The organism is Algihabitans sp., from assembly GCF_965226985.1.
GTDB lineage: Bacteria > Pseudomonadota > Alphaproteobacteria > Kiloniellales > DSM-21159 > Algihabitans.
Genome location: NZ_OZ245712.1, coordinates 1,095,965 through 1,122,607, shown reverse-complemented (window position 1 = coordinate 1,122,607; position 26,643 = coordinate 1,095,965). Strand labels below are relative to the sequence as shown.

Sequence of the window (26,643 nt, the reverse complement as noted above, 5' to 3'; positions counted from 1 at the left end):
CTCGCTAGCTCCCACGCACTGCGCAACGCCGTCTCTGCTTTCAGTCACCATTCCATGGAATAGGAGAGCGACACGCGCGCGCCCTCGTCCGGTATCCAGAGAAAGGCATTGTTGTTTGCCTCGGCTGGGATCGAGGTGTACTCGGTGTTCAGGAGGTTCTCCACGCCGAGCTGCAGTGCGCCCGGACCGACATCGAAACTCGCGGCAAGATTGACGAGCAGGAGATCGTCGACCCTCCCTTCACCGAAGGCTGTGCTATCGCCGAAGGGGTCGCGCTTGCCGCGGTAGTTGAGCTGCAGCGTGTTGCGCCACCAGGGAAAGGGGTCGTAGTCCAGGTAGGCCGTGACCAGGACCGGCGGAACTTCCCGGCTTCCGATGCGCCGGACATCTCCCGACTCGGTCTCGCGAATGCCATCCTGCCAGGTCAGGACTCCGCCGACTCCCCACTGCGTAGCGATGCGCCAGTCGGCGCTTGCCTCTACACCCCAAAACTCGCGCGGCTCGCGTAACGGGGTGCAGGGGTTCAAGCCGTCGCATCGCAGCGCGCTCAAGAGGTCGGACTCGGTATAGAAACCGGCAAGGCCAAGACGAAGCGAGTCCCAATCGCCGCGAACCCCGATCTCGTACTGGTTGGACTTCGCCGGTTGCGGGTCGACCTGGTCGGCCGTGGCCGCCGAGCGGGCGGCACGCCCGAGCTGGGAGATCTCGGCCCCCTGGGAAAAGGTGGCATAGAGATCGACGTTGTCGTCGAGGAAGTAGACAAGACCCGCGTTGTAGAGCGTGAGATTGAAACTTTGGATATCGCCGCCGACGATACCGCCCGGACCGACCGCCGTCTCGACTTCGCCGCTGTAACGCTCGTGCCGCAGTCCGCCTGTCAACTGAAAGTCACCGATCGAAACGTCGAGCTGGGCGTAGGGCGCGAGACTATCGAGTGTCACATCGGGAGAAATAAAGTCGAATAGGACATCCGTATCGTCGTCGAAGCGTGGCCTATAAAAGCGATTACGCAGAAAGTCGACGCCGTAGGTGATTGCCGTGCCGTCCGTGACGAAGCCGAGCCCGTCCGTTACAAAATCGAGCGGTGTCGTCACAGCGGATCGGAGACCGTAGTAGTCGTTCATTTGCTCGTCGCGGATAACGGGACCTCCAAAAGTCGCAAAGTTCTCGATCTCAGATTTGCTTGTAAAAGCCTCAAGCCTCACGGACTGTCCCAGAACGTCCTCGTTCTCGTAAGAGAGATTCAGCGTGTAAGACTGGCGGAAGGACTGATCGCCCCTCGGCTCTTCCGACTGGGAGCCGAAGGTCTCGCGATAGACACCGGGTTCGATCCGGTAGTCTTCCAGAAAGTCGACATGCTGGAATGTACCGGTCAGGCGCAGCCGACCGAAGTCCGCCAAATCTAACCCGAAGGAGCCGTCGAGATTGCCGACAATCTCTCTGGCGTTGCCGAAGCCCGAAAAGGCATCGAAGCCGAGCGCGAGATCACCGTCGGGCGCGTACTCCGACCCGTCGTAGGCGATGCTGCCGCCGAGCTGATAATCGAAGTCGCCGACGATCTGAGAGACGCTCTGATAAAGGCTCGTGCGATGACTGCCGCCGATGCGATGCGGGTTGAAGCTCTCGCGTACCACTGTGCGCAGGGTCAACTCTTCGGACTCGGCCCGCGGCGTCTGCAGGGCGATGATTCCACCCGGCGAGCCGAACCCGAAAGCCGCGTTGGCGCCGCGCGCGACCTCGATCCCCGCGAGTTGGTCCGGACTCACGCGATTGAGATCGGAGCCGCCACTGGCACGAAGTTGCTCGTTGGTTGGGACTCCGTTGATGAATACCTGCGCGGTGCGACCGCGGATCTGCCGTACGCCGTTGCTGGTAGGGTTGAAGCCGGGAACGCGGCGCGAAATGACGTCTTCGAGCCGGCTCGCGGTCGCCAGTTCCTTCTGGATCTCCTCACGTTCGACGATGGTGATAGACGAGGGAACGTTGGAGAGCGGCACGTCAGCGCGGCGGGTGCCGAGAACGGTGATCGGCCCGAGCTGCAAGCGCTCCTCGCCGTTGTTCGCAAGCGCGGAGGTCAGCGTGACGGCGTTGGCACCGGTATAGCGGTACTGGAAGCCGCTGCCCGCCACCAGCCGGTCGAGCGCCTGCTCGGCCGTGAAGCTGCCGCTGAGCGCCGGCGCCATGTGCTCGCCGGCGGCGGCTTCGCTATAGAGGATCTGCAGTCCGGTCACGGCCGAGACCTCGGCAAGGGCCTGGGGCAACGGCTGCGAAGTGATATCGAAGCTGTAGGTCTGTTCCGTTTGGGCAAGGGCGGCCGGATCGGTCTGCGCCGCAGCCTCCTGCGCCAGAACCGGCTGCGTCTGGATCAACGCCAGAGCCAGCGCCGAGACCGTCGCCGACAACCAGCCGGCGCGCGCCCTGCCCCCCTCGCCCCTGATTGCCGTCTGGATGTCCCCCATCGTCCGCATGCCTGCCCCCGCCTTTCCCCGGTGATATCCCCAAAGCGCAAATGCGGCGCATTCGCACTCAGGGCTGAGACGAAACGGCGGCGGCAGATCCCCTAGCCGGGCGGCAAACTTTTTCGATCCTCGACGAAAATCGCGGAGACGGCGGTTAGCGGAGCAGCACCAGATAGCGGGTCAAACGGGTGACGCTGACCGGGAGCGTGTCCGCGATCACGGTCAGCGCAGCATCGGGATCGTCGGTCGTGAAAACACCGCTGACCTTGAGGCGGTGAAGCTCCTCGTCGAGGATCACGATGCGGCCCGGCCGGTAGCGGTTCAGCGCCGCGACCACCTCGGCAAGGGGCGTGTCGTAGAACACCAGTTGCCCGCGCAGCCAGGCCGTGGCCGCCGTGCGGTCGAAGGGCGCGGGGTCAGAGATCCCCTCGGCCGAAAGCTGCGCCTGCTGGCCCGGCACGAGCCCAAGGGTTTCCAGCGAACCTGGCAAGGAGAGCGCAACCCCGCCTTCGACCAGGTTCACCCGCGTGGCACCCTCGTCGCGACGGACGCCGAAGCTGGTGCCGGTGACCCGAACGCTGCCCTGCGGGGTCTCCACGGTGAAGGGACGTGCCGCATCGGACGAAACCTCGAACCAGGCTTCGCCGCGTAGCAGGCGGACATGACGTGCCGCCGGCCCGAAATCGACTGCGACGGCGCTGCGGGTGTTGAGCAAGATCCGGCTGCCGTCGGCCAGAGTCACGGGCGTACGTTCGCCGACGGCGCTTGCGTGGTCGCTCGCCAAGCCGATGGCGATGTCGTCTTTCCAGACACCCCCCGCGACGACCAGCAGCAGCAGGCAGGCGGCAACCGCCGCGACCCGCATGGGAAGAGGCCAGGCGGCCCGCCGAGGCGCTCCGCGCCAGCGCAAGGGACCGCTCTTGACCATCGGGGATGCGGCCGGCTGCAGTCGAGAGCCCGAGCGCGCCTCCGCCGCGAGAGCCCAGGCGACCGGCCGCTCCAGCGCGCCCCAGAGGCGTTCGGTCTCCTCCAGGGCCCGTTCGTGTCGCGGGTCGGCGGCGAGCCAAGCCTCGAAGTCCCGCCGCCGCTCGGCCGCACGCCCGACGTCCGCTTCGGGCTCGCGCATCCGCGCGTACCAGATCGCCGCAGCCTCCAGAATGCTATCGGGTAGCTCCTCCATGGCGTCGCCCGCCGGTCCCTTCATGGCCACCTGCCCGCACCATCGCGCTCACCGGCATCCGGCCCTCTTCGCGACAAGCCGTCGTCCGGATGGCGGTCCCTGCTCCTAGGACGGCTGCGGTCCCCCGAATCCCCCAGCCGGAAATGCGCCTTCCGATAGAAGGACTCGGATCGGCGACGGCTGGCCCCGGCCGCCGGGATCGCACGATGGTTCCGTCTCAAACCTTCCGCCCCGCTTCTCTCAGTTTCCGCCGGCAATGCACCATCGCGCGCGCGAGATGGTTCTCGACGGTTTTCTCGGAGATGTCGAGGCGCAGCGCGACCTCGCGCATCGTCAGCCCCTCGCCGCGATAAAGCAGGAAGACGAGGCGGCACTTTTCCGGAAGCTCGCGGATCGCGGTGGAGAGGATGGCGAGTTCTTCCCGCGCCGCCGCGACTTCGTCGGCAATCGGTTCGGACGACGCGATCTCCAAAAGAGCGCGATCCGACACCGACAGCGGATCGTCGTCCCAGGCGGCCGGTTCCAGACCCTCCTGTCGCCGGACACGGCGCAGATGGTCGACCGCGATGTTTCCGGCCATACGGTAGAGATAGGCGCGCGGGTTGTCCGGCATGGCACCGGCCGAGGTGCTGGCCCGGATCCAGGTTTCCTGCACCACATCCTCGGCAAGCGCCTGCGACCCGGTACGGCGCAGCACGAAACGGCGCAGTTCCTCGTAGTGGGCTTCGACCGCCTGAGCCAGGGACTGAAAGGAACCTTGGGGCATCCGAACCGGCGCTAGCTGTGCGCGAAGAGTGTCGCGCAGAAGGTCAGGCCGCCGCGCGCCGGAGGGCCGGCAGAGTGACAAGCGTCCGCAACGGGGAAGCCCTAGGTATAAATTTTCTGAGAATCATTCGCAATCGCGAGTTCGCCCCCCGCGGAGCGCTACGGTGGAGCGGTGTTTCAGGCTATCGCTCGACAGTCTGTTGCCCTTGGGCGCTGTTAGACCAAGTCGGCCTGGCGCCGCCGCCGGATTTCGCGCCCCCGTGCGGTCTGCAGAACCTCGGGTTTCCAGAGGAGGAAGACCCAGGCGGCGAGGATGGCGAGGGTGAGCGCAATCCAGCCCGCGATCACCGCCGCCACGCCCGGCGCCAGCTCGGGAAACTGCCGGCTGTCCCCGACCGTGGGGCCGTAGCCCTGCGCCTCGATCAAGCCAAAGGGCACGCTGGCCGCCAGCACCAGCAGCGAGACGGCCAGGGCCGCCGCCGTGCCCGGCCAGCGGTGGCGTGCCCGGTTCCCGGCCTCGCGCGCCAGACGGTGGGCGTGCAGCCAGGTGCCAGTGAGGATCAGGCCCGACAGCAGCAGCCCGAAGACGAACCAGATCCCCTTGCTCCAGAGCCCCCCGAAGTCCCCGAAGTGAAGCGGGTCCGCCGTGTCCGACCAGCGCCAGTAGAGCGAATAGTCGTGGGGCGTCTGGTCGTAGAGCAACGCCCCCGTGCGCCGGTCGAGGTGAAGTTGGTTGGCCCGGTCGCGCACCAGCAGGTAGCCCGCCTGCCCCTGGAAGATCGCCGTATCCTCGCCCAGGAAGATGTGCCGGATCGCCAGGTCGGGCCGCAACTCCCCCGTCCGCTCCACCAGGGCGTCGAGCGGCAGCAGAGGCAGCGCCGGATCGGAGGTCGCCGCCGGAATACCGTGGATCGCGAAGGTGCCGGACCCGGCGAAGCTCCCCTTGCCGTCGCCGAAGTCCGCCCGCCCCGCCTCGAAGAGATACCAGACGCCGGTCACGCCGATGACCAGCAGGAACCAGACCGACCAGAGCCCCGCCAGCTTGTGGATCTCGCTCCAGAAGGCGCGGCCGCGGCCCCGCGGCAGCTTGAAGAAGCGCCGCCACCAGCGCTTGTAGAAGACCAGCGCCGCGACCAGCGAGACAAGCATCGTCACCCCGAACAGCGAGACCAGGTAGAGCCCCACCTCCGGCAGGAAGAGATTGTAATGGAAGCTGCGGAAGAAGCGCTGAAGGTTGAGGTAGCTGCGCGCGCCCCGCACCTGCGCCGTGGAGGGATCGACATAGACCCAGACCGCGCGCTGCGCCGGCAGGTCGACCCGCACCTGCGCGGCGGAGGCGGGATAGAGCGGCGCACTGAACCCGCGAATCGTCGCCCGGGGAGAGGCCGCCTGGACCGCCTCCGCGATAGTTCCCCAACTCGCCGGCGGTCCGCCGCTCTCGACCCTGGCCTCCGGCGTCACCAGCAAGTCCAGCTCGTTCGATAGCACCGCGAAGGTTCCGCTCCAGCAGATCACGAACAGCAGGAGCCCCGTGATCACACCCGTGAAACTATGAACGCGAAACCAGACTCGGGTCGACATGGCGCCCTCAGAAGCGGACCGAAACCCCGGCAAGCACGTTGATAGGAGCGCCCGGAATCACAGCCGTCGGACGGTTCTGGGAACCTCGGTAGTAGGTCGTGTCGAAGAGGTTCTCGACTGCGAGACTGAGGCTAACGTCGCGCCAATCGTAGAACAGGCCAGCATCGACGCGAGTGTAGGCGGGAAGCTGAAAGGAGTTGTCGTTGTCTCCTTCCCGTACGCCGACATGGACGACGCCCAGCGCCGCACTCAAGCCAGGCGTCAGAAGATCCGAGAAGTCGTACTTGCCCCAGATGCTGGCCTCGAAGACCGGAACGCCGAAGAGACGGTTACCCTTCTGGCCCGAGGTGCTCTCGGTGATCTCGGTATCGAGGAGGGCAGCCCCCGCAAGAACGTCGAAATGGTCCGTGACGGCGCCGGACAGCTCGAGTTCGACACCGCGCGAATTGACCTCGCCGATCAGCGCACTGAAGTTCTCGCCTGGCAGATTGTCCGGGTCGGGCTCGGTGAGATTTTCCTGGGTGATGTCGAAGACCGATGCGGTAAAGAGGGCGCGGTCGCCGAACAAGCCAATCTTTACGCCAGCATCGTAGCTGAGGGACTCCAGGGGTTCGAAGGCACCACCTTGCCGGTCCTGGCCCGACTGAGGTACCGAGGCATTACTGATCCCGCCGAACAGGGTAATGGCTTCGGTGACTTCGACGGCGGCGCCGGCGCGCCAGGACACGACCCGGTCGCCGAACTTGGTTCTGGACCCCGTCGGGTCGGTGTTGACGTTGCGCGTGAAACGGCTGCTGAACTCCGCATCGTCGAAGCGCAAACCGCCCAGCAGATGAAACCGTTCCCAGGCAGTTAGCTTGTACTGCCCATAAAGGCTTCTGTAGCTCTCCTTACGCACGGAATCGAAGTCGCGGCCGACTCCATCTTCGGCGCGGCCGATCACCTGCGGCTGCGTTCCGTACACTGGGTTGAAGGCATTCAGGGGCCAAACCGTCTGACCGTCCTGCCCCTGATTCTCGTTTTCGGCATAGGCATATTCCAGGCCGATCAGCGCATCGTGACGCAGGGGCCCGGTCTCGAACCCCGCAAGCGCTTCGGCTTCGGTCAAGATCTGCTCGTTCTTGCCGTCGAATCTCGAAAAGCTGCGCGCGATGGTCGGATCGCCGGAGAAGCGATTGGTTCCCGGGATGTAAAGGCCGTTCAGGTTTGGATTGCGCGCACCCTTGCTGAGATAGTCCTCGATGATGTAGCTCGCCTGACCGCGTAGGGAGAAGACCTCCGTCAGCCTTTGATCGACGGAGAGGGTCGCCCGACCGGAGTGCGACTTAAGCGAGTCGTCGGGCTCGTGAGAGCTGAACTCGATCGGCGCAAAGTTATCGTCCAGGCCGGCGCCTTCGAGATAGAAGATGCCACGATCGTAGGCCTGATCTTGATAAATGTACTCCAGCTCCAGCAGCGCCGAACTTTCCTCGGCGTAGTTCCACAGCAGCGACGGGGCGACGAGCACGCGCTCCTGATCGACATTGTCGCGAAACGACTCCCGCGTTTGGCCCTCCACGATGAAGCGGTAGAGCAGTTGGTCGCTTTCGCCGATCGGTCCGGTGGCATCGACTATGGCGCCGAATCGCTCGTAGCTGCCGACTTCGCCCGATACGACGAGAGCGGCGTCGCGCTCCGGTTTCTTGGTCACGAGGTTGACCACGCCACCTGGCTCGACGACACCGGCTTCCACACCGGCAGAGCCCTTCAGCACCTCGACACGCTCGATATTGGCGAAGCCGCGGCTCTGGTTGTTGAAGATGCGCTGGACCTGCCCGTTCAACGAAATCTCGTTGCCGCTACCGGTGGAAAAGCCACGAATGATGATGCCGTTGTTTCCGGTCCCGCCATTGGTTTCGCGCACGTTCACGCCCGGCAGATAGTCGGCGAGATCCAAGACGCGCCGCGGCGCCCGATCCTCGATGAACTGCTGCGGAATGACGTTGACGGTCGCCGGGATTTCCCTGATCGACCCTCCGAAGGGATCGATGCCGATATCTGTCTCGGCTGGAGGCCCATACCCGGTTCCGCCGGCACCCGCTTCGCCCTCCACCGTGATCGGGTCGAGCTGCATGAGATCGCCGTCGCTCTGAGGGGTTACTCGCCTCAAGGAGACCGTTTGCGTCCCGTTGAACCGAAAGGTCACGCCGGTGCCGGCAAGCAGCCGAGTCAGTGCCTCGCGTGGCGTAAGCGTGCCTTCGACCCCGTTCGACTGGACGCCGTCGAGCTGACTGGTCGTGTAGGCGAAGGAGACGCCGGTCTGGTCGGAGAAAGCTTCGAGCGCGGCGGTCAGTGGCTGGGCAGCGATGGCGAAGGGCTGGGCTTCGTCGGCTTGAGCCATCTGCAGGGTGGCATCCCCCCACCCCGCCCAGGCAGGCGCCGCCCCCCGATCGATCGCGCGCAGTCGATCGTCCCAGCTCTCGGCCCGGGCTGCCCCCGCAGCACTGCCTGCCGCGGCTACGGCGAGCAGAATCGCACAAAGAACCCTTGAAACGCTCGGTCCTTTGCGCAGCGACGCTTCGCGCGCGCACTCCAGCCCGAACGTTCGGTTGATGGCCTTGACCATGGCACTGCCCCCCAAATTTCAACTCGATCCGACCCCGAGCGCCGTGCAAATGCCTCGCATTCGCGCAACGTCTCGTTAACTGGACGAGTGAAATCCCCGGGACCGGTGCCCTTCGGACTGCCTTTTTTACTTTTTTGTATCCGAACCCTCTTTCGAGGGATCAGGCGAGAGATCAGACCGGCACATAGACAACAACCGAGCCCGAGAGCTTCATCGCAGAACCACCAGGTAATCCGTGATCCGCGTCACCCTTAGACCATGGGTCGCCGCCAAGGCGTCGAGGCCGTCGTCGAGGTCTGCGAGGGACAAGCGAGCCGTCACGGGCTCCAGATCCTGCGGCTCGGCCAGCAACAGGATCCGGCCGGGACGGTAGCGGTCGATTTCGGCCAGCGCCTGTTCGAAGGCCATATCTTCCATAGCCAGGATGCCGTCACGCCAGCTCGTCGCGGCAGGGCGCGATACCTCACGGACCACTCCCGGCGCCTCGCCCTCTTTGTAATCCACCTGACGACCGGCCGAGAGAAGCACCCGGCCGCCCGACGGGGAAGCGCCAGACTGGAACGCGCCCGACTGGGGCGTACCCCGCGCCGGAGAGACGACCTCGACGAGGCCCTCAGCGACCGTCACGGTGGCATCGGGGCCCTTATTGCGGCGTCCGAGGTCGCGAACGGCGAAGACCGTGCCGAGCGCCCGTGAGCGGCCATCGCGCGCCAGGACGTCGAAGGGCCGCCCGGCATCCTCGGCCACCTCGAACTCCGCTTCGCCCTGCAGCAACGTGACCTTTCGACCTTCCCGACCATAGTCGACGGCCAGAGCTGTCGCGGTGTTGAGCCAGGCAATCGAGCCGTCGGGCAGGACGATTCGCGCCTGCTCTCCGACCGACGTCAGGTGATCCGCTTGGAGCCGAAGCGAGATCTGCGGCACGGTGAAGACGGCAGCGATGGCGAGAGCAGCCGCCACTCCGCTCCACAGCATCTGCCTTCGAAAGCGTCGGAAGACGCCATCGTCCAGGTTCCGACCTCTGCGGCGACCAATTTTGGATAGCGTACTTTCGACGACGGGTGCCGGGCTTGGCGGTGCGGCAAAGGCCTCCCGCAGCTCGTCGATGTCTCCCCAAAGCCGGCAAAGCTCCTCGTAGATGGCCCGATGTCTCGGATCCGCGTCCCGCCAGTCGGCGAAACGCGCCCGATCCGCTGCCGTCGCTTCTCCCGAAGACAACAGCAGGAACCAGTCCTGAGCCGCCTCGTCGATAGGGCCACGCTCTTCGCGCGTCACGCTCGCCTCTCTATCCGCGTTCGTCACAAGACGCATCCGCCGACTTGCCCTAGGCAGACCAGCCAGCCCGAGAGTGGAGGTCGGCGGTCTCGCCACGATCTTTTTGCCGCCTCTATGGTATGGACGAGTGGGATCACGTTTTCCGGTGCCAGCTCTAGTTGTCCTGCGACTGACCGTGGAATCGCCGACGCGCCGACATCAGGGCGGACATGGCCTTCTTCAGATCCTTGTAAACCGTCGTTAGGCCGACGCCGAGCGCTTCGGCAATCTCCGCCTGAGATTTCCCTTCATAGCGATTCAGATAGAAGATCTGCCGGCAACGCGGGTCGAGCTTCGCGATCTCGGCTTTCATGTAGTCGAGTTCCGCCCGCCCCAGAGCATGCCGTTCCGGGTTCAGTCTGTCGGTACGATGCCAGGCAACGGCGATTTCATCGGCGCGGATCTCCGCACGGCGCTGTTCGACGCGCAGGTGGTCGGTGGCCAAGTTGGCGGCCATGCTGAAGAGATAGGCGCGGCTGTCGCGGATGCCTTCGTCATCGCCGCGATGCAGTTTCAGATAGAGATCCTGGGCAATGTCGGCGGCAAGGCTGCGAGAGCCAAGGCGTTTGACGAGAAAGCGCAGAAGGTCCTTCTCATGCTCCAGGTAGGCTCTCAGCAGAGCTGACTCTTGCATTGTCCTTCACGTCTCTCGTGAACGGACTCGTCAAGTCGCATCCACTGGCCCCGCCGACTGAGCTGGTCACCGATTCGGCCTATAGACAGCGGCCATCGCCCGGCATCGCGCGCCAAGGCTAGGATAATTGCGATTCATTCTCAATAGAGATGGGCAGGTGTTGGCGAAACTCTTCGGCAACGGATCGAACCCGCCCAAAGCAGGATCGCCCTAGGTGGAAGCCAGGCGCTTCCACCTGAGACGATCGCACTCTAAAGCGGCAGATTGTCGTGCTTTTTCCAGGGGTCGGAGACCTGCTTGTTCTCCAGCATCTTGAGCGCGCCGCAGATCCGCTTGCGGGTGCCGTGGGGCATGATCACGTCGTCGATGAAGCCGCGCGAAGCCGCCACGAAGGGGTTGGCGAAGAGCTTGCGGTACTCCTCTGTCCGCTGCTCGATCTTCTCCGGCTCGCCCGCATCGGCGCGGAAGATGATCTCCACCGCCCCCTTCGGCCCCATCACGGCGATCTCGGCGGAGGGCCAGGCGTAGTTGACGTCGCCGCGCAGGTGCTTGGAGCTCATCACGTCGTAGGCGCCGCCGTAGGCCTTGCGAGTGATCACCGTGACCTTGGGCACGGTGGCCTGGGTGAAGGCGAACAGCAGCTTGGCGCCGTGCTTGATGATGCCGCCGTATTCTTGGCTGGTGCCGGGCAGGAAGCCGGGCACGTCGACGAAAGTCACGATGGGGATGTTGAAGCAGTCGCAGAAGCGAACGAAACGGGCGGCCTTGCGGGAGGAGTCGATATCGATGCAGCCGGCCAGCACCATCGGCTGGTTGGCGACGATCCCGACCGGGCGGCCGTCCATCCGGGCGAAGCCGGTGATCATGTTGGCCGCGTAGGCCGGCTGCAGCTCGAAGAACTCGCCCTCGTCCACGACCTTCTGGATCAACTCCTTCATGTCGTAGGGCTTATTGGCGCTCGGCGGCACAAGGGTATCGAGCGAGTCGTCCTGCCGGTCCGCCGGGTCCCGGGTCGCCCTGACCGGCGGCCGCTCGCGGTTGTTCAGCGGCAGGAAGCCGTAGAAGCGCCGCAACTGCAGCAGGGCCTCCACATCGTTCTCGAAGGCCGCATCCGCGACGCCCGACTTGGTCGTGTGGGTGATGGCGCCGCCCAGTTCCTCCTGCGTCACGCTCTCATGGGTGACGGTCTTCACCACGTCGGGACCGGTGACGAACATGTAGGAGCTGTCCTTCACCATGAAGATGAAGTCGGTCATGGCCGGGGAGTAGACGGCACCGCCGGCGCAGGGCCCCATGATCATGGAGATCTGCGGGATCACGCCGGAGGCCACCACGTTAGCGACGAAGACCTCCGCATAGCCGGCCAAGCTGTCGACGCCCTCCTGAATGCGGGCGCCACCGGAATCGTTGAGCCCGATCACCGGCGCCCCGACCTCCAGGGCCTTATCCATGATCTTGCGGATCTTCATGGCATGGGTTTCGGAGAGCGACCCGCCGAAGACCGTGAAGTCCTGGCTGAAGACGAAAACCAGCCGCCCCTCGATGGTGCCGTGTCCGGTGACCACGCCGTCGCCGGCCACCCGCTGCTCGGCCATGCCGAATTCGTTGCAGCGATGCTCGACGAACATGTCCCACTCTTCGAAGGAGCCTTCGTCGAGCAGCACCTCCAGGCGCTCTCGGGCCGTCAGCTTCCCCTTGGCATGCTGGGCATCGATGCGGCGCTGTCCGCCGCCCAGACGCGCCTGCGCGCGCCGCCGCTCCAGTTCCTGGAGAATCTCCTGCATGCCGCGCCCCGCTGCTGTGAGTCCAACCCATGACAGTCCCGCGACGGGGATAGCACCGTCCGCAGGATTTCACCAGCCTGGGTTCGGATCGCCAAACCAAAGGCTAGTTTATGACTTCAATACATCCATCTAATTTACTGATTAATATCAATTCATGCAGCACTAACAGGGATGCCCTGCAGAAGATCGACGAAACGGCGGGCCGCCGTCAGATCCGCCTTCACGCCCTCGCGGCGATGGGTCGCCTGGGGGTCGTCGCCCCAGCGCTCCAGGCAGTAGCTCTCGTCCAGTTCGGCAGCCGCGAAGGCCTCTTCCGGTGTCAGCCGCCGGTCGATCAGCGCCAACCCCACCACCAGCGAGCCGGCGGCCCGCACCGCCGTCGCCAGCGCCGTCAGGGTCCAGGGGTCGTAGCGGGAAACCGCAGTGCGCAGAGCGGCCAGGCTGGCCTCCGGCTGCGACCGGTGAAGAATGCCGGTCGCCAGCAGCAACCGGGCGCCGTAGGTCGTCTCCGCCCAGTCCAGCAGAGGCTGCCAGACCGCAGCCTGCCGCTGGATCAGGTCGGCCGGATGTTCGGCGCGGTAGCAGAGCAGCTCGGCCTCGGCGAAACCGATCAACTCCTCGACCACCCTCTCCGGCTCCTTGGCGGCCAGGTCGAGCGCGGTGCAGGCGATCTGAGTCAGCGGCATGGAGGCCGGCTGAATCTGCTGATCTTGCCCCCGCCATTCCTCGGCAAGGGCAGCCGCCAAGCCTTCGCTCGGAAGCGTCAGGAGCGCCGTTCCGGGTGTGCGAAGCGGACGGCCGTCCAGCAGCACGCCGAAGCCGGTGTCCAGAGAGCCGGCTTCGGCAGTATCGTAAAAACGCTTCATACCACTCTGATTTCAAACAACTCTAGTTGCCGAAGAGATTGCGGAGACGATCAACACCCTCCTCGATCGCCTGCCCGGCCCCCTCGGCGCCGTCCCGTAGAGTATCGCCGGCCCCTTCGACAGCTCCCGACACTCCAGAGCCATCGCCGCCCGCCTCTGCCTGAGCATCCGGATCAAGGGCCGTCAGGCAGGCGTTGTCGGCCTGGTCGCCACCGCCTAGGGCTGCACCACCGGCCACGGCGCCGAGCACGGCCAGGGGGTTGGCGATGGTGGCCGCCGCTCCGGCGACGCCACGCAGGGCACCGACCGGATCGGGAACCACGCGGGGGTTCTTCAGGGTGCCCTGAACCCGGAAGGGAATGGCGAGCGAGACAAGGGCCGGGACGCGCGACGCCGTGTCGAAGGTCAGATTCAGTTCCTCGCTGCGCAGATCGACGTCGCCGTCCCCAGCCAGGGAGAAGCTGGCCGTGTCGAGGATCAGCGCCTGGCTGGTCGCCACGCCGTCGGTCACCTGGAAGCGGCTGACGATGCAGTTGAGCGCCGTCGTGTCCTGACCGCCAAGCAAGGGCCCCAGAACCTGGGTAAAGTCCGCACCGATGATTGCCAGCAGGCGGTTGCTGATACGTCCGCCCTCGTTGACGATGTTGGTCGACCCGTTGAGGCTGCTCGCGATCGCACGCGGGCTCGCGCCGCTTCCGGTCAAATCGATGCTGATGTCCATGGTGCCCTCGACCTGGTCGGTCAGCCCCTGGTCGTTTAGAATCCGGCCGAAATCAAGCTCATCGACCGAGAACTGGGTCGCAAGACGGGGCGTCGCGCCGGAGGCGTCGAGGCCGATCTGCCCCTCCAGGCGGCTCTGCTGATATCCGGCCTGCAAGGGCGCGACCTGGAGGTTCCCTCCCTCGAGCGTGACTCCCACCGTCAGGTCCGTCAGTTCGAGGGCCGGGTCGAGGCGGACGACGCCGGCGGCCACTTGCACCGTGGCGTCCGCTCCCCGCAAAGCCTCCAGCGGCAGCGGCGTATCGGGAATCACGTAGGGCGAGTCTCCGGCCGGTGCCGGCGTGGCGGCCTCCTGCGCATCCGTACCGCCTCCGTCTTCGGTCTGGGCACCCTGGCCCGCCTGAAAGTCTTGCAGATCGATCAGGTCCGACGTGAAGTCCGCGGTCACCCGCGGCCGCTCGCTGGCCAGATCGGCACTGGCGCTGCCGCGCAGATCGCTGCCGCCGATCGTCACGTTCAGATCCGTGAGGTCGTAGCGCTGGCCCTCGCTGGCCACCTGCCCCTGGAGGCTGAACGGCCCAAGCGGCGGGATCTCCGCGCCGCCGGCCAGCGGCGCGAAGGAGGCAAGGTTCTCGCCTTCGAGGGTGAAGCTGAGGTCAGGTGCGGGCACGGCCATGGGCGTGCCCACGACACCGCTGATCGAGACCTGATTCCCCGCGATATCGCCGGAGAGGTCGAGCGGCAGGTCGCCGCCGGCAACGACCGCATCGACGGTCCCGGTCGTCCCGGAAAGCGCGATCTCCGCTCCCTGGAAGGTGGCGGCGAGATCCAGTTCCTGCCCACCGTCGGCCTGGCGAACGACCAAGGACTCGAGGCCGAGCGTCAGAGTCTCCTCGGTGACGCCGTCGCGGAAGACCAGCTGCCCCTCCTCGATCTCCACCGCCACGACACGCGGAATCAAGGGCGCTTCGCCGCCCTCCGCCGGCTGCTCCGGCGCGGTAGGCTCGGGCTCCGTGCCAGCAGCATCCGACCCTGCCGGTCCCAGGGCCCAGTTACCCGCCCCCGACGGGTCGGTCTCAAGCAAGATGTCGGGACGCACCAACACGATCCGGTTGACCTGTACGTCACCCGAGATCAGCGGAAGAAGGTCGAGCTCCAGCTCGAAACGCTCCAGGGTGACCATCTGCGGCCGGCTGCCCCAGTCGGCGTTGGCCAGGGTCACCTGCTCCACCGCGATGGCCGGCCGCAGTCCGATAGCCAGATCGACCGGACCGGCAATGGTCAGTTCCCGACCCGTCGCCCTCTCGACCTCGGCCTCCGCCCGCGCCTTCAGAGCCTCCAGATCGAGCGTCGAGAGATAGATGTAGCCGCCGACCAGCACTGCGACGAACAGGCCTAGTACCGCAAACAGGACGTACTTGATCCTCATGTCATCTTCTCCAACAGCTCGTTCAGGGAGGCCGGGAGGTCGACCGGCCGGTCGATGATGACGGCTGCGCCCGCCGCTTGCAACTCTGCAGGGCTGTGATAACCCCAAGACACACCGATAGCGAGAATACCCGCGTTTCGGGCCATTTCCATGTCGAAGGTGCTGTCCCCGACCATCACGCAGCGCCGTCGCCCCACGCCGCACTCCGCGAGGGCACGCTCGACCATGGCGGGATGAGGTTTGCTCGGCGCCACGTCCGGGGTCTGCAAGGTCGAGAAGAGCGAGGTCAAGCCGTGGCGATCCAGGGTGTTCCGCAGTCCACGCAGGTTCTTACCCGTCGCGATTCCCAGATGAACGTCCGGCCGCGACAGTTGGTTCAGAACCGACGGCACTCCGGGAAATAAAGGTTCCTGAAAATCGGGCCGCGCCCGCATCTCCTGCGCCGCGTCGCGATAGGCTTTGGTGACCTCGACGACCCGATGCTCCGCGCCCTCGGGCAGCAGACGCTCCAGCGCCAGTTCCAAGGACAGCCCCACGACGCGCGCGACCTGCCGCTCTTCCGGCGGGGCCAACCCCAAGGCCCGAAAAGCGCTGTTCGTGCAGTGGAGGATACCGGCCCGGCTGTCTACTAGGGTACCATCAAGGTCGAAGAGAATAAGCTCCCAGTTCAATCGGTTAGCCCCATGTTTCAATGTCTTGCATTAGATTCTCCGCCTTGGTGTCGTCGGGGTCGAAACCGAGCTGCTGCCAGACGGCGAGCCGGTCGGGCGGCAGGGGCGCCCGAACCCGAAGCGTCGTGCCGTCGTCGGGATGCGGCACCGCCAGTTCGCGGGCATGCAGCATGATCGTCTTGGGCAGGTCCAAGCGCTCCCGGAAGGCCGCTTTCCCACCGTATTTCCCATCGCCCAGGATCGGGCAGCCGAGCGCGGCGCAGTGAACGCGCAACTGGTGGGTCCGTCCGGTCAGCGGCTTCAGCAGCAACCAGGTCACGCCCTTCGCCGCCGCGATGGTCGCGTAGCGGGTTTCCGCCCGCTTTCCGGCTTCGTCGACCCGGACTTTCTCGCCACCTGGACCGCCCCTCTTGTCGAGCGCAAGACGGATCAGGCCTCGCGCCTTGGGCGGCTTGCCGGCGACCAGCGCCCAGTAGAGCTTGCGCGCCGCATCGTCCTTGAAAGCGCCGGTCAGAGCCCGGGCCGCCGCAACCGTACGGGCAAGCAACAGGACGCCCGAGGTATCCCGGTCGAGGCGGTGCGCTAGGCGGGGACGCTCGTCAGCCCCGAAACGAAGCAGATCCAACAGCGCGTCCAGATTCTTCGCCTGCTTCGGCCCGCCCTGAACCGCCAGTCCCGGCGGCTTGTTGAGCGCCAGAACCTGGGCATCGCGGAACAGCACCGCGGCGCGCAAGGCTTCGGCCTCGGCGTCCGACACAGAAAGCCGCGCCGACTTGGGGGGAGCCGGCCGGGCCTCCTCCCCTTCCCCTTCGATCGGCGGAACCCGGATGGCTTGGCCGGCCTCCAGCCGCGTGTTGGCCTTGGCCCGCTTACCGTCGACACGGATCTGTCCGGTCCGCAGCAGCTTCTCCAACCGGCCGTGGCCCAGGCCGGGATAGCGACGCTTGAACCAGCGGTCCAGCCGTTGCTCGGCCTCGTCGGCTGCGACGATGCGGGTTTCCACCGCGGTCATGGTCTGCTCATGCGGACAAGGTCCGAACCAGCCAGATCCCGAAGAACAGGCCGCCGACGGACAGCAAGACCGAGAGCGCGACGTAGAGGCCGGCCAGAGCCAGTTCTCCCCGCTCGTAGAGCAGGGCGACGTCGAGCGAAAAGGTCGAAAAGGTGGTGAAGGCGCCGAGGAAGCCCACCGTCAAAAAGGCGCGCAAGGCGGCGCCGGGCTGCCAGACCAGGGCGGAGGCCTCCACCAGAATCCCCATCAGGAAGCAGCCGATCACGTTGACGGCCAAGATTCCGTAAGGGAAGCCGCCACCGGCTAGCAAAGTCACCTGCTGCGCCAGGAAGTGCCGGGCTAGCGCGCCGAGCGCGCCTCCGGCGGCAATCGCCAAGACAAGCTGCATCTGTCGGGTCTTTACTCAACCGCGCGGTCTGGCCGGCAAGGAACCGGCGCTGCAACCTTGTGAGAGAGTGGGCTCCATCGCTTCGATGGCCTCGCCCGTTGGATGACGCAACGAGGCTCCAGCCAGTCATGCAGGCCTGCTCTAACAGAGAGCGCCGAGAAGAACCAGAGCGACAGACCCGAAGAACGTTACGGGTGGACGCACGTGCTACCGGCGTGCGGCAGCTCCACCGATAGCCGGTCGCGACACTAGGCAGCCGTGGCGGTCCGCACGCCTTTCATCCAGGCAAGGCAGGCGTCGGTGGTCATCTGATAGACGCCCAGACGGCCCAGCTCGCGCAGAGCGTCGTCACTGGCATCGCAAACGGCGTCGGAGCCGACCACCACACGGTAATCCCGCGCCGAGGCTTCGTAGACGGAGGCGCGCGTGCCAGTCGGGAAGTTGCAGCCCGTCACCACGAGGGTGCTGACGTCGAGCTTGTCCAACTGCTCCTGCAACGCGGTGCCGTAAAAGGCGCCCCAGCGGGGCTTGTAGAACACGAACTCCCGCTCAGCGATCTGTTGCATGTCACCGGCGAGCAGGCTTTCCGCATCCAGACGAACGGCGTCGCTGGGTTTGATGCAGTCCCAAAGTTCGGCCCCTCGCGTGCCCGGCATCAGGACCCGCAGTCCTTCTTCGACGGCGCCGCGGCGGCAGAGATCGACGTTGGAGCCATCCGGCCGGTAGAAGCGGACCCCGTGCAGGATCGGCTTTCCGGCCTCGCGAAAGCCCTCGACCAGACGTTTGATGTTCGGCGTGCTACCGCCGACACCGCTGGTCCTGATAGGCGAATCGGCCCGCGCGAAATCGCGCTGCAGGTCGATGGTCAGCAGGGCGACACGGTCGCGTTCGAGAACGTTGTACTCGGGCATGTCGCGAAGAGCAGTCTCACCGTTTGAGGGGTCCGGAGCGGAAGGCGGAACACCCGGTTCGACCTACCGCTTTGTTGCGGTGACAATAAGCTCGCCGACTTGGGGAACAACCCTGGGGAATGCATGACCGCCTCGCCGGGTACGCAAGGCTTTAGTCAGGGCCCCTCCCCCCGACCCGCTCTACAGTCCGGTTAAGTGTCTGGCTCGCCGCCGTTTTCTTCCGCTTGGGCCTGACGGTGGGCGCGCAGCCGCTCCCAGTAGTCGAGCCGCTTGGCGATCTCGCGTTCGAAACCCCGCTCCACGGGCCGATAGAAACGCTCGCGGGGCAGGTCTTCCGGGAAATAGGATTGGCCCGAGAAGCCGTCTTCCGCATCGTGATCGTAGGCGTAACCGGCGCCGTAGCCCAGGTCGCGCATCAGACCCGTCGGCGCGTTGAGAATGTGCAGCGGCGGCGAAAGGGAGCCGGTCTCCTTCGCGCTGCGCCGGGCGGCACTGAAGGCCCGGTAGGCGGCATTGGACTTGGGCGCGGTCGCCAGATAGATCGTGCACTGGGCGACGGCCAGTTCGCCCTCCGGCGAGCCGAGACGCTCGTAAGCCTCCCAGGCCGCGATGGCCTGCGGCAAGGCATTGGGGTCCGCGAGGCCCACGTCCTCCACGGCGAATCGGACCAGGCGTCGCGCGATGTAGTTGGGATCTTCGCCGCCGGCCAGCATCCGCGCCAGCCAATAGAGGGCTGCATCGGTGTCCGAGCCCCGCAGCGACTTGTGCAGTGCGGAAATCAGGTTGTAGTGCGCCTCCTGGCTCTTGTCGTAGAGCGGCATGCGGCGCTGGACGATCTCAGCCAGACCCACCGGATCGCGCTGGGGAGACGGCGGCAGGGTCGCCAGTTCCTCCACGAGGTTGAGCAGGTAGCGGCCGTCGCCGTCGGCCAGGGCCAGCAGCGCTTCGCGCGCTTCGGCGGTCAGGGGCAGCGGCCGCCCCAGTTCGACTTCGGCACGCCGGACCAGTTCGCCGAGCGCGTCGTGGTCGAGGCGCTTGAGCACCAGGACCTGGCAACGCGACAGCAGCGCGGCGTTGAGTTCGAAAGAGGGGTTCTCGGTGGTTGCCCCGACCAGCACCACGGTGCCGTCCTCGACGAACGGCAGGAAACCGTCCTGCTGAGCCCGGTTGAAACGATGGATCTCGTCGACGAAGAGAAGCGTTCCACGTCCCGCCACGCGCCGCTGACGGGCCCGCTCGAAGACCTTGCGCAGATCGGCCACGCCCGAGAAAACGGCGGACAGTGGCTCGAACTCCAGGTCGGCCGCCTCGGCGAGCAGGCGCGCGATGGTGGTCTTGCCGCAGCCCGGCGGTCCCCAGAGCACCAGAGACGCGAGCCGGCGTTGCGCCAGCATGCGCCCCAGCGGCGCCTCCTCCGCCAGGACATGCTGCTGTCCCACCACCTGTTCGAGGGTTTCCGGCCGTAGCTTGTCAGCGAGCGGGCGCGGCGCCTGACTTTCGAACAGGGACATGGCGTCAGCCGGAGAAGTCGACGGAGCGGATGCGCCCTTCGCGCTCGACCCGCATCTGCCAACGGCCCGCCGCAGCATCGACCGCGACGCCGAACTGGCTGACGGTCTGCACGGCCTGCCCGTTGACCTCGTGAAGCACGTCGCCACGGCGGAAACCGAAGCGACGTGCGTCCGAGTTGCGCGGAACCTCCAACACGACGACGCCGCGCCAGACCCCGTCCAGATCGAGTTCGTCGGCCAGAGCCGGTGAGAGGTTGGCCACCACCGCCCCGCCCAGGGGATGACGGCCGCTCAGGCGCGTGGGATTGCGCGGCGGCGTCTCCGGCGGTACCTCCAACGACAGGGCAAGCGACAGCTCGCCGCCGTCGCGCCACACCTGCAGATCGGTCTGCGTGCCGAGACGCAGGGTCGCCAGGCGGTACCGCAAGGACTGGGTGTCGTCGACCGGCTGGCCGCCGACCGCCAGCACCACGTCCCCCTGCGCGAGGCCGGCGCGATCGGCCGGACCGCCGGGGTAGACCTCGCCGACCATCACCCCGGCCGCGCGCGACAAGCCGACGGCAGCGGCGAGATCGGCGGTCATCGACTGCCCCTGGGCACCGGCCCAGGGGCGGCGCACGACGCCGCCTTCGCGCGCGCCGGCGACGACCGTGGCCACCATATTGCTTGGCACGGCGAAGCCGATCCCAATGGAGCCTCCGCCGCGTGAGTAGATAGCCGTGTTGATCCCGATCAGCCGTCCGTCCAAGGTCACGAGCGCCCCACCCGAGTTGCCGGGGTTGATGGCCGCATCCGTCTGGATGAAGAAGCTGTAGTCGGTGACCCCGACCTGAGTCCGCGCCGTAGCCGAGACGATCCCGCTGGTCACCGTCTGACCGACGCCGAAGGGGTTTCCGATCGCCAGCACCAGGTCGCCGACCTCGATGTCGTCGGAGTTGCGAAAAGCCGCCACGGGCAGATCGGAGACTTCCCCCTGGAGACGCAGGATCGAGAGATCCGTGCGCGGGTCCTCCAGCAGGATTTCCGCCGCGAACTCACGGCGGTCGGCCAGAACCACGCGGATTTCGTCGGCCCCCGCGATGACATGATGGTTGGTCACCACCAGCCCCGAGGCATCGACGATCACGCCCGAACCGAGCGAATTCTGGTTGCGCTCGCGCGGCTGCCCGAACACGCCGAAATCCTCGCCGAAAAAACGGCGGAAGAAGGGATCGTCGAACATCGGCGACCGGCGCTGCGTCACCGTCTTGCTGGCGAAGATGTTGACGACGGCGGGGGCGACCTCCCGAACCACCGGAGCGAAGGACAGCTGCATCTCCTCCCGGCTTTCCGGCACCACCCGCTGCTGCGCGGTCGCCGGAAGCGGGAGGAGGAGTGCGGCGACAGCTCCCAAACCCAGGAGGGCGGACAGAGACCGCCTCCAGATGCTCCTGCCGCTCCAGACCCACATGCCAACGGTCTCCTTCACCATGCGCCCTTGTCAGACAAGGCGGCCGCTTCTCATCTTTAGTAGCATATAGAGCAAGAGGCTTCGCCGCGGGTAGTGGCTAGAGTGCGATCAAGGTGCGTCGGACAGCGACGGAACCCGACGCTCCTTGATGTACAAGGCAAGTGGAGGGATTACGACAAGAGGAGCCCGCAACGATGAACGGAAGATCACTTGGACGCCGTTTCGCCGTCTTGGCCACAGCTCTGCTGATCGCACTCGCCGGGGGCCTCGCCGCCGCGCAGGACGGCGATCCGAACGATCAGAGCAGCGTGAACCCCGGCAGCGCGATGGCCAAGCTGGAGCGACTCGGCTATAGCGAACTCCGGCTCAGGGACAGCAACGGGTTCGACAACCAGATCGAACTCCAGGGCCTCAATCCCGAGGGAGAGGCCGTCTTTATCGCCCTCGATACGACCACGGGCAGCAAGCTCTACGAACGCCCCCTCGGGCGGTAAGGCAGCAGGTCGCCATTGGCAGGATGCTGCCGACAAAGCAAGGGCGGCGCCGCTGGCGCCGCCCTGCTGTCTTCGAACCGCATCATAAGCCAACCGGTCTTTACCGGCCGGCCGAGGCCGAGTCTCACTCCTCGGTCTCTTCGTCCTCGTCCACTTTTTCGGCGGTCGGGCCGGAGTCCTGCCCCTTGGCGTCGGGGTTCCGGTCGACGAGCTCGATAACTGCCAGCGGCGCCATGTCGCCGTAGCGGAAGCCCGCCTTCAGAACCCGCGTGTAGCCGCCCGGCCGCTCCTTGTAGCGCTCGGACAGCTCGCCGAAGAGCTTCCTGACCAGTTCGTCGTTGCGCAGGGTGGCCAAGGCCAAGCGGCGGTTCGCCAGTCCGCCCTTCTTGCCCAGCGAGATCAGGCGGTCGGTAACCCGGCGCAGGTCCTTCGCCTTCGGCAAGGTGGTCACGATTTGCTCGTGCTTGATCAAGGACGCCGCCATGTTCGCGAACATGGCCTTGCGGTGCGACGGAGTCCGGTTGAGTTTCCGGCCTGAATTTCCGTGACGCATGTCGGGTCACTCCTTCCATTACGCTGGGCTTCGCGGCGCGAAGCGGATCGATCGGCCGCCCGCCCGACGCCCCGGCAGAGCCGGCGACTTCGGTACGCGCGGTTGGGGTCGGCGCGACCCCGAACTTCGGAGATCGAGGGTGAAAAACCCCCGAAAAGACCGTCCTAAAACGGCTCCTCCAGCTTCTTGGCCAGGTCTTCGATGTTGTCCGGCGGCCAGTCCGGGATTTCCATACCCAGATGCAGTCCCATCTGGGACAGCACTTCCTTGATCTCGTTCAAGGACTTGCGGCCGAAGTTCGGCGTCCGCAACATCTCCGCCTCGGTCTTCTGAACCAGATCGCCGATGTAGATGATGTTGTCGTTCTTCAGGCAGTTGGCCGAACGGACGGACAGCTCCAGTTCGTCGACCTTGCGCAGCAGGTTCTTGTTGAACGGCGGCTCGGCCCGCTCCTCGGCCACCTCGCGAACCTTCGGCTCCTCGAAGTTGATGAAGAGCTGCAACTGGTCCTGCAGGATCCGCGCGGCCAGGGCGACGGCGTCGTCCGGCGTGACGGTGCCGTCGGTTTCGACATCCATGGTCAGCTTGTCGTAGTCGGTCACCTGTCCGACGCGCGTGTTTTCGACGCGGTAGGCAACGCGGCGCACCGGCGAAAAGAGCGAGTCGACCGGGATCAGGCCGATCGGGGAGTCTTCCTGGCGGTTCTGACTGCCGGGCACGTAGCCCTTACCGGCGGCGACCGTCATCTCCATGTCGATGCGGGCGCCGTCATCGAGCGTGCAGATGACCAGACCGGGGTTCATCACCTCGATATCCGGACCGGTCTCGATCTGACCCGCCGTGACCTCGCCCGGGCCGTCGGCCCGCAGGCGAATGCGCTTCGGCCCCTCGCCGTGCATGCGCAGGGCAAGTCCCTTGATGTTCAGCACGACGTCGGTGACGTCTTCGCGCACACCCGGGATCGAGGAGAACTCGTGCAGCACGCCGTCGATCTGCACCGCCGTGACCGCGGCCCCCTGCAGGGACGACAGCAGAACGCGCCGCAACGCGTTGCCCAAAGTGAGTCCGAACCCACGCTCCAACGGCTCGGCGACGACCTTGGCAAGCCGCTGGGCGTCGCTGCCCGACTGGATGTCGAGCTTGTTCGGCTTGATCAATTCGGTCCAGTTTTTCTGCATCATGATTTTCAGCCTCAAGGCCTCTCGCTGCGAGCGAATGTCGAACGACGAAACGGCGGAAAACGCTGCTCTTGCGTTCCGCCGCTGCCCGCCGTCTGACGAGCCGCCCTGTCCCGAGCACGTCCGGCGCTCGCAAAAGCCGGAAACGCGCTCACTGCGTCGGGCGGCGGTGGTACGGCCCCTGGCGGGACCGTGACAACGACCGGCTAGACGCGCCGACGCTTCGGCGGGCGGCAGCCGTTGTGCGGCACCGGCGTCACGTCGCGAATCGCGGTGATCTGAAAACCGGTTGCCTGCAGGGCGCGCAAGGCCGACTCACGTCCGGAGCCCGGCCCCTTCACGTTCACCTCAAGGGTGCGCATGCCGTGTTCCTGGGCCTTCTTGCCGGCATCCTCGGCCGCCATCTGCGCGGCGAAGGGCGTCGACTTGCGCGAGCCTTTGAAGCCCACGGACCCGGCCGACGACCAGGAGATGGTGTTGCCCTGAACGTCGGTGATGGTCACCGTCGTGTTGTTGAAGCTCGCCACCACATGCGCGATGCCGTTGGTGATGTTCTTCCGCTCGCGGCGGCGAACGCGGGTCTGTTGGGGTTTCGCCATGATATCTGCCTTGATGCCTTACCGAGTGGCCTTTTTCTTGCCCGCGATCGGACGAGCCGGCCCTTTGCGCGTGCGCGCGTTGGTGTGAGTGCGCTGACCGTGAACCGGCAGACCCTTGCGGTGACGCAGGCCGCGATAGCAGCCCAGGTCCATCAAGCGCTTGATGTTCATCGCCACTTCGCGGCGCAAATCGCCCTCGACCAGATAATCCTGGTCGATGGTCTCGCGAATGCGCACGACCTCGTCATCGGTCAGTTCGTTGACGCGACGGCTTTCGGCGATCCCGACCTTTCCGCAGATCTCTCCGGCCTTGGCCGGGCCGATCCCGTGAATATAGGTCAGCGCGATATGAACGCGCTTGTTGCTCGGAATGTTGACGCCAGCAATACGGGCCACGTGGTGGTCTCCCCAAAACACAACGCCCGCGCTCCGCGGACGCTTTTCGTCTGTTCCCAATAGGAAAACCCCGGCAACCGCGTCGCGCCGAGGGAGCGCGGAGTATAGGACCTCCACCTGCTCCGTCAAGTCGCGAACCGGGCTTTTTCCCGTTCGTCTTAACCGCCCCCGGTCAGGGGGCTCGGCCACCGTCAGTTGGCGACGGCCGCCGTCAGGATCGCTTCGATCTCGTCGCTGACCTGATCGATCGACTTCATGCCGTCGACCGTGACCAGCCGCCCCTTGCCTGCGTAATACGGCAGGATCGGCGCAGTCTGAGCGTGATAGACCGCCAGCCGCTTCTTCAGGGTCTGGACATTGTCGTCCGAGCGAACCGTCTGGGACTCCGCGATGCGGGTCTCGATCCGGTCGACCAGCACTTCGTCGTCCACCCTGACCTCGATCACCGCATGCAGCCTCAAGCCCTTGGCCGCAAGCATCTCGTCCAGGGCCTCCGCTTGGCGCACCGTCCGCGGGAAACCATCGAGAATAAAGCCTTGGGCACAATCCGGCTGGGCGATCCGGTCGGAAATCATCTCGACCATCAGATCGTCGGGCATCAGTTGCCCGGCATCCATGATCTCCTTGGCCTGCCGCCCCAATTCACTGCCGGAGGCGACGGCGGCCCGCAGCATCTCGCCCGTCGAGAGCTGCTTCATCCCGTGCCGTTCCTGCAGGCGCTGCGCCTGGGTTCCCTTCCCGGCCCCCGGCGGGCCGAGCAAAATGACATTCATCCCCGTCTCCCCCTCAACTTGGCCTTCTTGACGAGACCTTCGTACTGGTGTGCCAGCAGATGCGAGTGAATCTGCGCCACCGTGTCCATGGTCACGGACACGACGATCAGCAGGCTGGTGCCGCCGAAATAGAAGGGCACGGAGTACTGGCTGATCAACAGCTCCGGCAGGAGGCAAACCAGTCCGAGATAGAGCGAGCCGACTGTCACCAGGCGCATGAGCACATGGTTCAGATAGTCAGCCGTATTCTTGCCCGGGCGGATCCCGGGAATGAAGCCGCCGTGCTTCTTGAGGTTCTCAGCCGTATCGGCCGGATTGAAGACGATGGCCGTGTAGAAGAAAGCGAAGAAGATGATCAGGCCGACATAAAGCGCCATATAGAGCGGCTGCCCGTGGCCCAAATAGGCGGTCACGGTACCCAGCCAGCCGGTCGCCTGACCGCCGCTGAAGCCCGCCACCGTCAGCGGCATCAAGAGCAGCGACGAGGCGAAGATTGGCGGGATCACACCGGCTGGGTTCAACTTCAATGGCAGGTGCGACGCCTCTCCGCCGAACATCTTGTTGCCGACCTGGCGCTTCGGATACTGCACCAGGATCCGACGCTGCGCCCGCTCCATGAAGACGATGAAGGCGATCACCACCACGGCCATCAAGATGATGAAGAGGATGAAGCCGGTGGACAGGGCGCCGGTACGTCCCAACTCCAGGGTCGAGGCCAGCGCGAAGGGCAGATTCGCCACGATCCCCGCGAAGATGATCAGCGAAATACCGTTGCCCACGCCGCGCTGCGTGATCTGTTCGCCCAGCCACATCAGGAAGATGGTGCCGCCGGTCAGCGTGATGACCGTCGTGATCCGGAAGTAGAGCCCCGGGTCGATCACCGCCGAGCCGCCGGGCCCGCCCATGCTCTCCAGGCCCACCGCGATTCCGTAGGACTGGAAGATTGCCAGCACCACCGTGCCGTAGCGCGTGTACTGGTTGATCTTCTTGCGGCCCGTTTCACCTTCTTTCTTCAACTGCTCCAAGGTCGGATTCACCGCCGTGAGCAGCTGCATGATGATGGCGGCCGAAATGTACGGCATGATGTTGAGCGCGAAGATCGTCATGCGACCCAGCGCGCCGCCGGCGAACATGTCGAAGACGCCGAGGACCCCACCCTGGTGCTGCGCGAAGATCAGCGCGAGCTGCCCCGGATCGATGCCCGGCACGGGGATGTAAGTTCCCAGCCGATAGACAATCAGCGCACCTAGCGTGAACCAGATGCGCTGCTTGAGTTCCGTCGCCTTCGCAAGAGCGCCGAAATTTATGTTTGCGGCAAGTTGTTCAGCGGCTGAAGCCATATCCCTCGTCTCGGTCCCGGAGCCTGCGGC

At 65.6% G+C, this 26,643-nt stretch carries 23 protein-coding genes; 1 reads left to right on the top strand and 22 read right to left on the bottom strand.

Annotated features, from left to right (window positions below):
* Positions 1 to 44: 44 nt before the first annotated feature.
* From ACO054_RS05075 to ACO054_RS05000, 16 genes are all read right to left on the bottom strand, one after another.
* Complete coding sequence (locus ACO054_RS05075) at positions 45 to 2,468, bottom strand: TonB-dependent receptor domain-containing protein (RefSeq protein WP_421709356.1); 2,424 nt, start codon at positions 2,466 to 2,468, stop codon at positions 45 to 47.
* Between the two features lie 145 nt (positions 2,469 to 2,613).
* The gene (locus ACO054_RS05070) at positions 2,614 to 3,663 is read right to left on the bottom strand and encodes a FecR family protein (RefSeq protein WP_421709355.1); all 1,050 of its coding nucleotides are present in this window, start codon (positions 3,661 to 3,663) and stop codon (positions 2,614 to 2,616) included.
* A gap of 193 nt (positions 3,664 to 3,856) precedes the next feature.
* Complete coding sequence (locus tag ACO054_RS05065; protein ID WP_421709354.1) at positions 3,857 to 4,405, bottom strand: RNA polymerase sigma factor; 549 nt, start codon at positions 4,403 to 4,405, stop codon at positions 3,857 to 3,859.
* A 215-nt stretch (positions 4,406 to 4,620) separates the two neighbouring features.
* Positions 4,621 to 5,985, bottom strand: coding sequence for a PepSY-associated TM helix domain-containing protein (locus ACO054_RS05060; protein ID WP_421709353.1), 1,365 nt, complete (start codon positions 5,983 to 5,985; stop codon positions 4,621 to 4,623).
* A gap of 7 nt (positions 5,986 to 5,992) precedes the next feature.
* Entirely contained in the window at positions 5,993 to 8,590 is a 2,598-nt protein-coding gene (locus ACO054_RS05055) for a TonB-dependent siderophore receptor (RefSeq protein ID WP_421709352.1), read from the bottom strand.
* A gap of 210 nt (positions 8,591 to 8,800) precedes the next feature.
* A complete protein-coding gene (locus tag ACO054_RS05050) occupies positions 8,801 to 9,865 on the bottom strand; it encodes a FecR family protein (RefSeq protein ID WP_421709351.1) in 1,065 nt (354 codons plus the stop codon).
* 154 nt (positions 9,866 to 10,019) lie between these two features.
* Positions 10,020 to 10,538 carry an RNA polymerase sigma factor gene (locus ACO054_RS05045; RefSeq protein WP_421709350.1) on the bottom strand — a complete coding sequence of 173 codons (519 nt, stop codon included), beginning with the start codon at positions 10,536 to 10,538 and terminating at the stop codon, positions 10,020 to 10,022.
* 251 nt (positions 10,539 to 10,789) lie between these two features.
* The gene (locus ACO054_RS05040; RefSeq protein ID WP_421709349.1) at positions 10,790 to 12,322 is read right to left on the bottom strand and encodes an acyl-CoA carboxylase subunit beta; all 1,533 of its coding nucleotides are present in this window, start codon (positions 12,320 to 12,322) and stop codon (positions 10,790 to 10,792) included.
* A gap of 152 nt (positions 12,323 to 12,474) precedes the next feature.
* Positions 12,475 to 13,188 (bottom strand): ATP12 family chaperone protein, encoded by a 714-nt coding sequence (locus ACO054_RS05035; protein ID WP_421709348.1) that lies wholly within the window; start codon positions 13,186 to 13,188, stop codon positions 12,475 to 12,477.
* A gap of 22 nt (positions 13,189 to 13,210) precedes the next feature.
* Entirely contained in the window at positions 13,211 to 15,337 is a 2,127-nt protein-coding gene (locus tag ACO054_RS05030) for an AsmA family protein (protein ID WP_421709347.1), read from the bottom strand.
* Positions 15,334 to 16,008 carry an HAD-IA family hydrolase gene (locus ACO054_RS05025; RefSeq protein ID WP_421709346.1) on the bottom strand — a complete coding sequence of 225 codons (675 nt, stop codon included), beginning with the start codon at positions 16,006 to 16,008 and terminating at the stop codon, positions 15,334 to 15,336. Before ACO054_RS05025 ends, ACO054_RS05030 begins: the two co-directional genes overlap by 4 nt.
* Positions 16,009 to 16,012: 4 nt before the next feature.
* A complete protein-coding gene (locus ACO054_RS05020) occupies positions 16,013 to 17,020 on the bottom strand; it encodes an RluA family pseudouridine synthase (protein ID WP_421709345.1) in 1,008 nt (335 codons plus the stop codon).
* A gap of 7 nt (positions 17,021 to 17,027) precedes the next feature.
* Positions 17,028 to 17,408, bottom strand: a complete 381-nt coding sequence (gene crcB, locus ACO054_RS05015) for a fluoride efflux transporter CrcB (protein ID WP_421709344.1) — start codon at positions 17,406 to 17,408, stop codon at positions 17,028 to 17,030.
* 248 nt (positions 17,409 to 17,656) lie between these two features.
* The gene (locus ACO054_RS05010; RefSeq protein WP_421709343.1) at positions 17,657 to 18,319 is read right to left on the bottom strand and encodes a cysteine hydrolase family protein; all 663 of its coding nucleotides are present in this window, start codon (positions 18,317 to 18,319) and stop codon (positions 17,657 to 17,659) included.
* A 191-nt stretch (positions 18,320 to 18,510) separates the two neighbouring features.
* Positions 18,511 to 19,830 (bottom strand): replication-associated recombination protein A, encoded by a 1,320-nt coding sequence (locus tag ACO054_RS05005; RefSeq protein ID WP_421709342.1) that lies wholly within the window; start codon positions 19,828 to 19,830, stop codon positions 18,511 to 18,513.
* A gap of 4 nt (positions 19,831 to 19,834) precedes the next feature.
* Positions 19,835 to 21,301: a Do family serine endopeptidase gene (locus tag ACO054_RS05000; protein WP_421709341.1), complete on the bottom strand. Its 1,467-nt coding sequence runs from the start codon at positions 21,299 to 21,301 to the stop codon at positions 19,835 to 19,837.
* A gap of 173 nt (positions 21,302 to 21,474) precedes the next feature.
* Between ACO054_RS05000 and ACO054_RS04995 the strand changes: the two genes are divergently transcribed.
* On the top strand, positions 21,475 to 21,774 hold the full coding sequence (locus ACO054_RS04995; RefSeq protein WP_421709340.1) for a hypothetical protein: 300 nt from the start codon (positions 21,475 to 21,477) through the stop codon (positions 21,772 to 21,774).
* Between the two features lie 124 nt (positions 21,775 to 21,898).
* Here the strand turns inward: ACO054_RS04995 and rplQ are convergent, their stop codons facing one another.
* The 6 genes from rplQ to secY all read right to left on the bottom strand — a co-directional run bounded on the left by rplQ (position 21,899) and on the right by secY (position 26,613).
* On the bottom strand, positions 21,899 to 22,327 hold the full coding sequence (rplQ, locus tag ACO054_RS04990; RefSeq protein ID WP_421709339.1) for a 50S ribosomal protein L17: 429 nt from the start codon (positions 22,325 to 22,327) through the stop codon (positions 21,899 to 21,901).
* Between the two features lie 164 nt (positions 22,328 to 22,491).
* Positions 22,492 to 23,508 (bottom strand): DNA-directed RNA polymerase subunit alpha, encoded by a 1,017-nt coding sequence (locus ACO054_RS04985; protein WP_421709338.1) that lies wholly within the window; start codon positions 23,506 to 23,508, stop codon positions 22,492 to 22,494.
* Between the two features lie 203 nt (positions 23,509 to 23,711).
* On the bottom strand, positions 23,712 to 24,104 hold the full coding sequence (gene rpsK, locus ACO054_RS04980) for a 30S ribosomal protein S11 (protein WP_119169223.1): 393 nt from the start codon (positions 24,102 to 24,104) through the stop codon (positions 23,712 to 23,714).
* Between the two features lie 18 nt (positions 24,105 to 24,122).
* On the bottom strand, positions 24,123 to 24,500 hold the full coding sequence (gene rpsM / locus ACO054_RS04975) for a 30S ribosomal protein S13 (RefSeq protein ID WP_421709337.1): 378 nt from the start codon (positions 24,498 to 24,500) through the stop codon (positions 24,123 to 24,125).
* 191 nt (positions 24,501 to 24,691) lie between these two features.
* On the bottom strand, positions 24,692 to 25,273 hold the full coding sequence (locus ACO054_RS04970; protein ID WP_421709336.1) for an adenylate kinase: 582 nt from the start codon (positions 25,271 to 25,273) through the stop codon (positions 24,692 to 24,694).
* Positions 25,270 to 26,613, bottom strand: a complete 1,344-nt coding sequence (gene secY / locus ACO054_RS04965) for a preprotein translocase subunit SecY (protein ID WP_421709335.1) — start codon at positions 26,611 to 26,613, stop codon at positions 25,270 to 25,272. The genes ACO054_RS04970 and secY overlap by 4 nt, the downstream gene beginning before the upstream one ends.
* Between the last annotated feature and the right edge of the window lie 30 nt (positions 26,614 to 26,643).

Excerpts from the sequence above, each read along its gene's own strand:
- ACO054_RS05075 (WP_421709356.1), bottom strand. The coding sequence starts at position 2,468 with ATGCGGACGATGGGGGACATCCAGACGGCAATCAGGGGCGAGGGGGGC.
- ACO054_RS05070 (WP_421709355.1), bottom strand. The coding sequence starts at position 3,663 with ATGAAGGGACCGGCGGGCGACGCCATGGAGGAGCTACCCGATAGCATT.
- ACO054_RS05065 (WP_421709354.1), bottom strand. The coding sequence starts at position 4,405 with ATGCCCCAAGGTTCCTTTCAGTCCCTGGCTCAGGCGGTCGAAGCCCAC.
- ACO054_RS05060 (WP_421709353.1), bottom strand. The coding sequence starts at position 5,985 with ATGTCGACCCGAGTCTGGTTTCGCGTTCATAGTTTCACGGGTGTGATC.
- ACO054_RS05055 (WP_421709352.1), bottom strand. The coding sequence starts at position 8,590 with ATGGTCAAGGCCATCAACCGAACGTTCGGGCTGGAGTGCGCGCGCGAA.
- ACO054_RS05045 (WP_421709350.1), bottom strand. The coding sequence starts at position 10,538 with ATGCAAGAGTCAGCTCTGCTGAGAGCCTACCTGGAGCATGAGAAGGAC.
- ACO054_RS05040 (WP_421709349.1), bottom strand. The coding sequence starts at position 12,322 with ATGCAGGAGATTCTCCAGGAACTGGAGCGGCGGCGCGCGCAGGCGCGT.
- ACO054_RS05035 (WP_421709348.1), bottom strand. The coding sequence starts at position 13,188 with ATGAAGCGTTTTTACGATACTGCCGAAGCCGGCTCTCTGGACACCGGC.
- ACO054_RS05030 (WP_421709347.1), bottom strand. The coding sequence starts at position 15,337 with ATGAGGATCAAGTACGTCCTGTTTGCGGTACTAGGCCTGTTCGTCGCA.
- ACO054_RS05020 (WP_421709345.1), bottom strand. The coding sequence starts at position 17,020 with ATGACCGCGGTGGAAACCCGCATCGTCGCAGCCGACGAGGCCGAGCAA.
- crcB (WP_421709344.1), bottom strand. The coding sequence starts at position 17,408 with ATGCAGCTTGTCTTGGCGATTGCCGCCGGAGGCGCGCTCGGCGCGCTA.
- ACO054_RS05010 (WP_421709343.1), bottom strand. The coding sequence starts at position 18,319 with ATGCCCGAGTACAACGTTCTCGAACGCGACCGTGTCGCCCTGCTGACC.
- ACO054_RS05005 (WP_421709342.1), bottom strand. The coding sequence starts at position 19,830 with ATGTCCCTGTTCGAAAGTCAGGCGCCGCGCCCGCTCGCTGACAAGCTA.
- ACO054_RS05000 (WP_421709341.1), bottom strand. The coding sequence starts at position 21,301 with ATGGTGAAGGAGACCGTTGGCATGTGGGTCTGGAGCGGCAGGAGCATC.
- ACO054_RS04995 (WP_421709340.1), top strand. The coding sequence starts at position 21,475 with ATGAACGGAAGATCACTTGGACGCCGTTTCGCCGTCTTGGCCACAGCT.
- rplQ (WP_421709339.1), bottom strand. The coding sequence starts at position 22,327 with ATGCGTCACGGAAATTCAGGCCGGAAACTCAACCGGACTCCGTCGCAC.
- ACO054_RS04985 (WP_421709338.1), bottom strand. The coding sequence starts at position 23,508 with ATGATGCAGAAAAACTGGACCGAATTGATCAAGCCGAACAAGCTCGAC.
- rpsK (WP_119169223.1), bottom strand. The coding sequence starts at position 24,104 with ATGGCGAAACCCCAACAGACCCGCGTTCGCCGCCGCGAGCGGAAGAAC.
- ACO054_RS04970 (WP_421709336.1), bottom strand. The coding sequence starts at position 25,273 with ATGAATGTCATTTTGCTCGGCCCGCCGGGGGCCGGGAAGGGAACCCAG.
- secY (WP_421709335.1), bottom strand. The coding sequence starts at position 26,613 with ATGGCTTCAGCCGCTGAACAACTTGCCGCAAACATAAATTTCGGCGCT.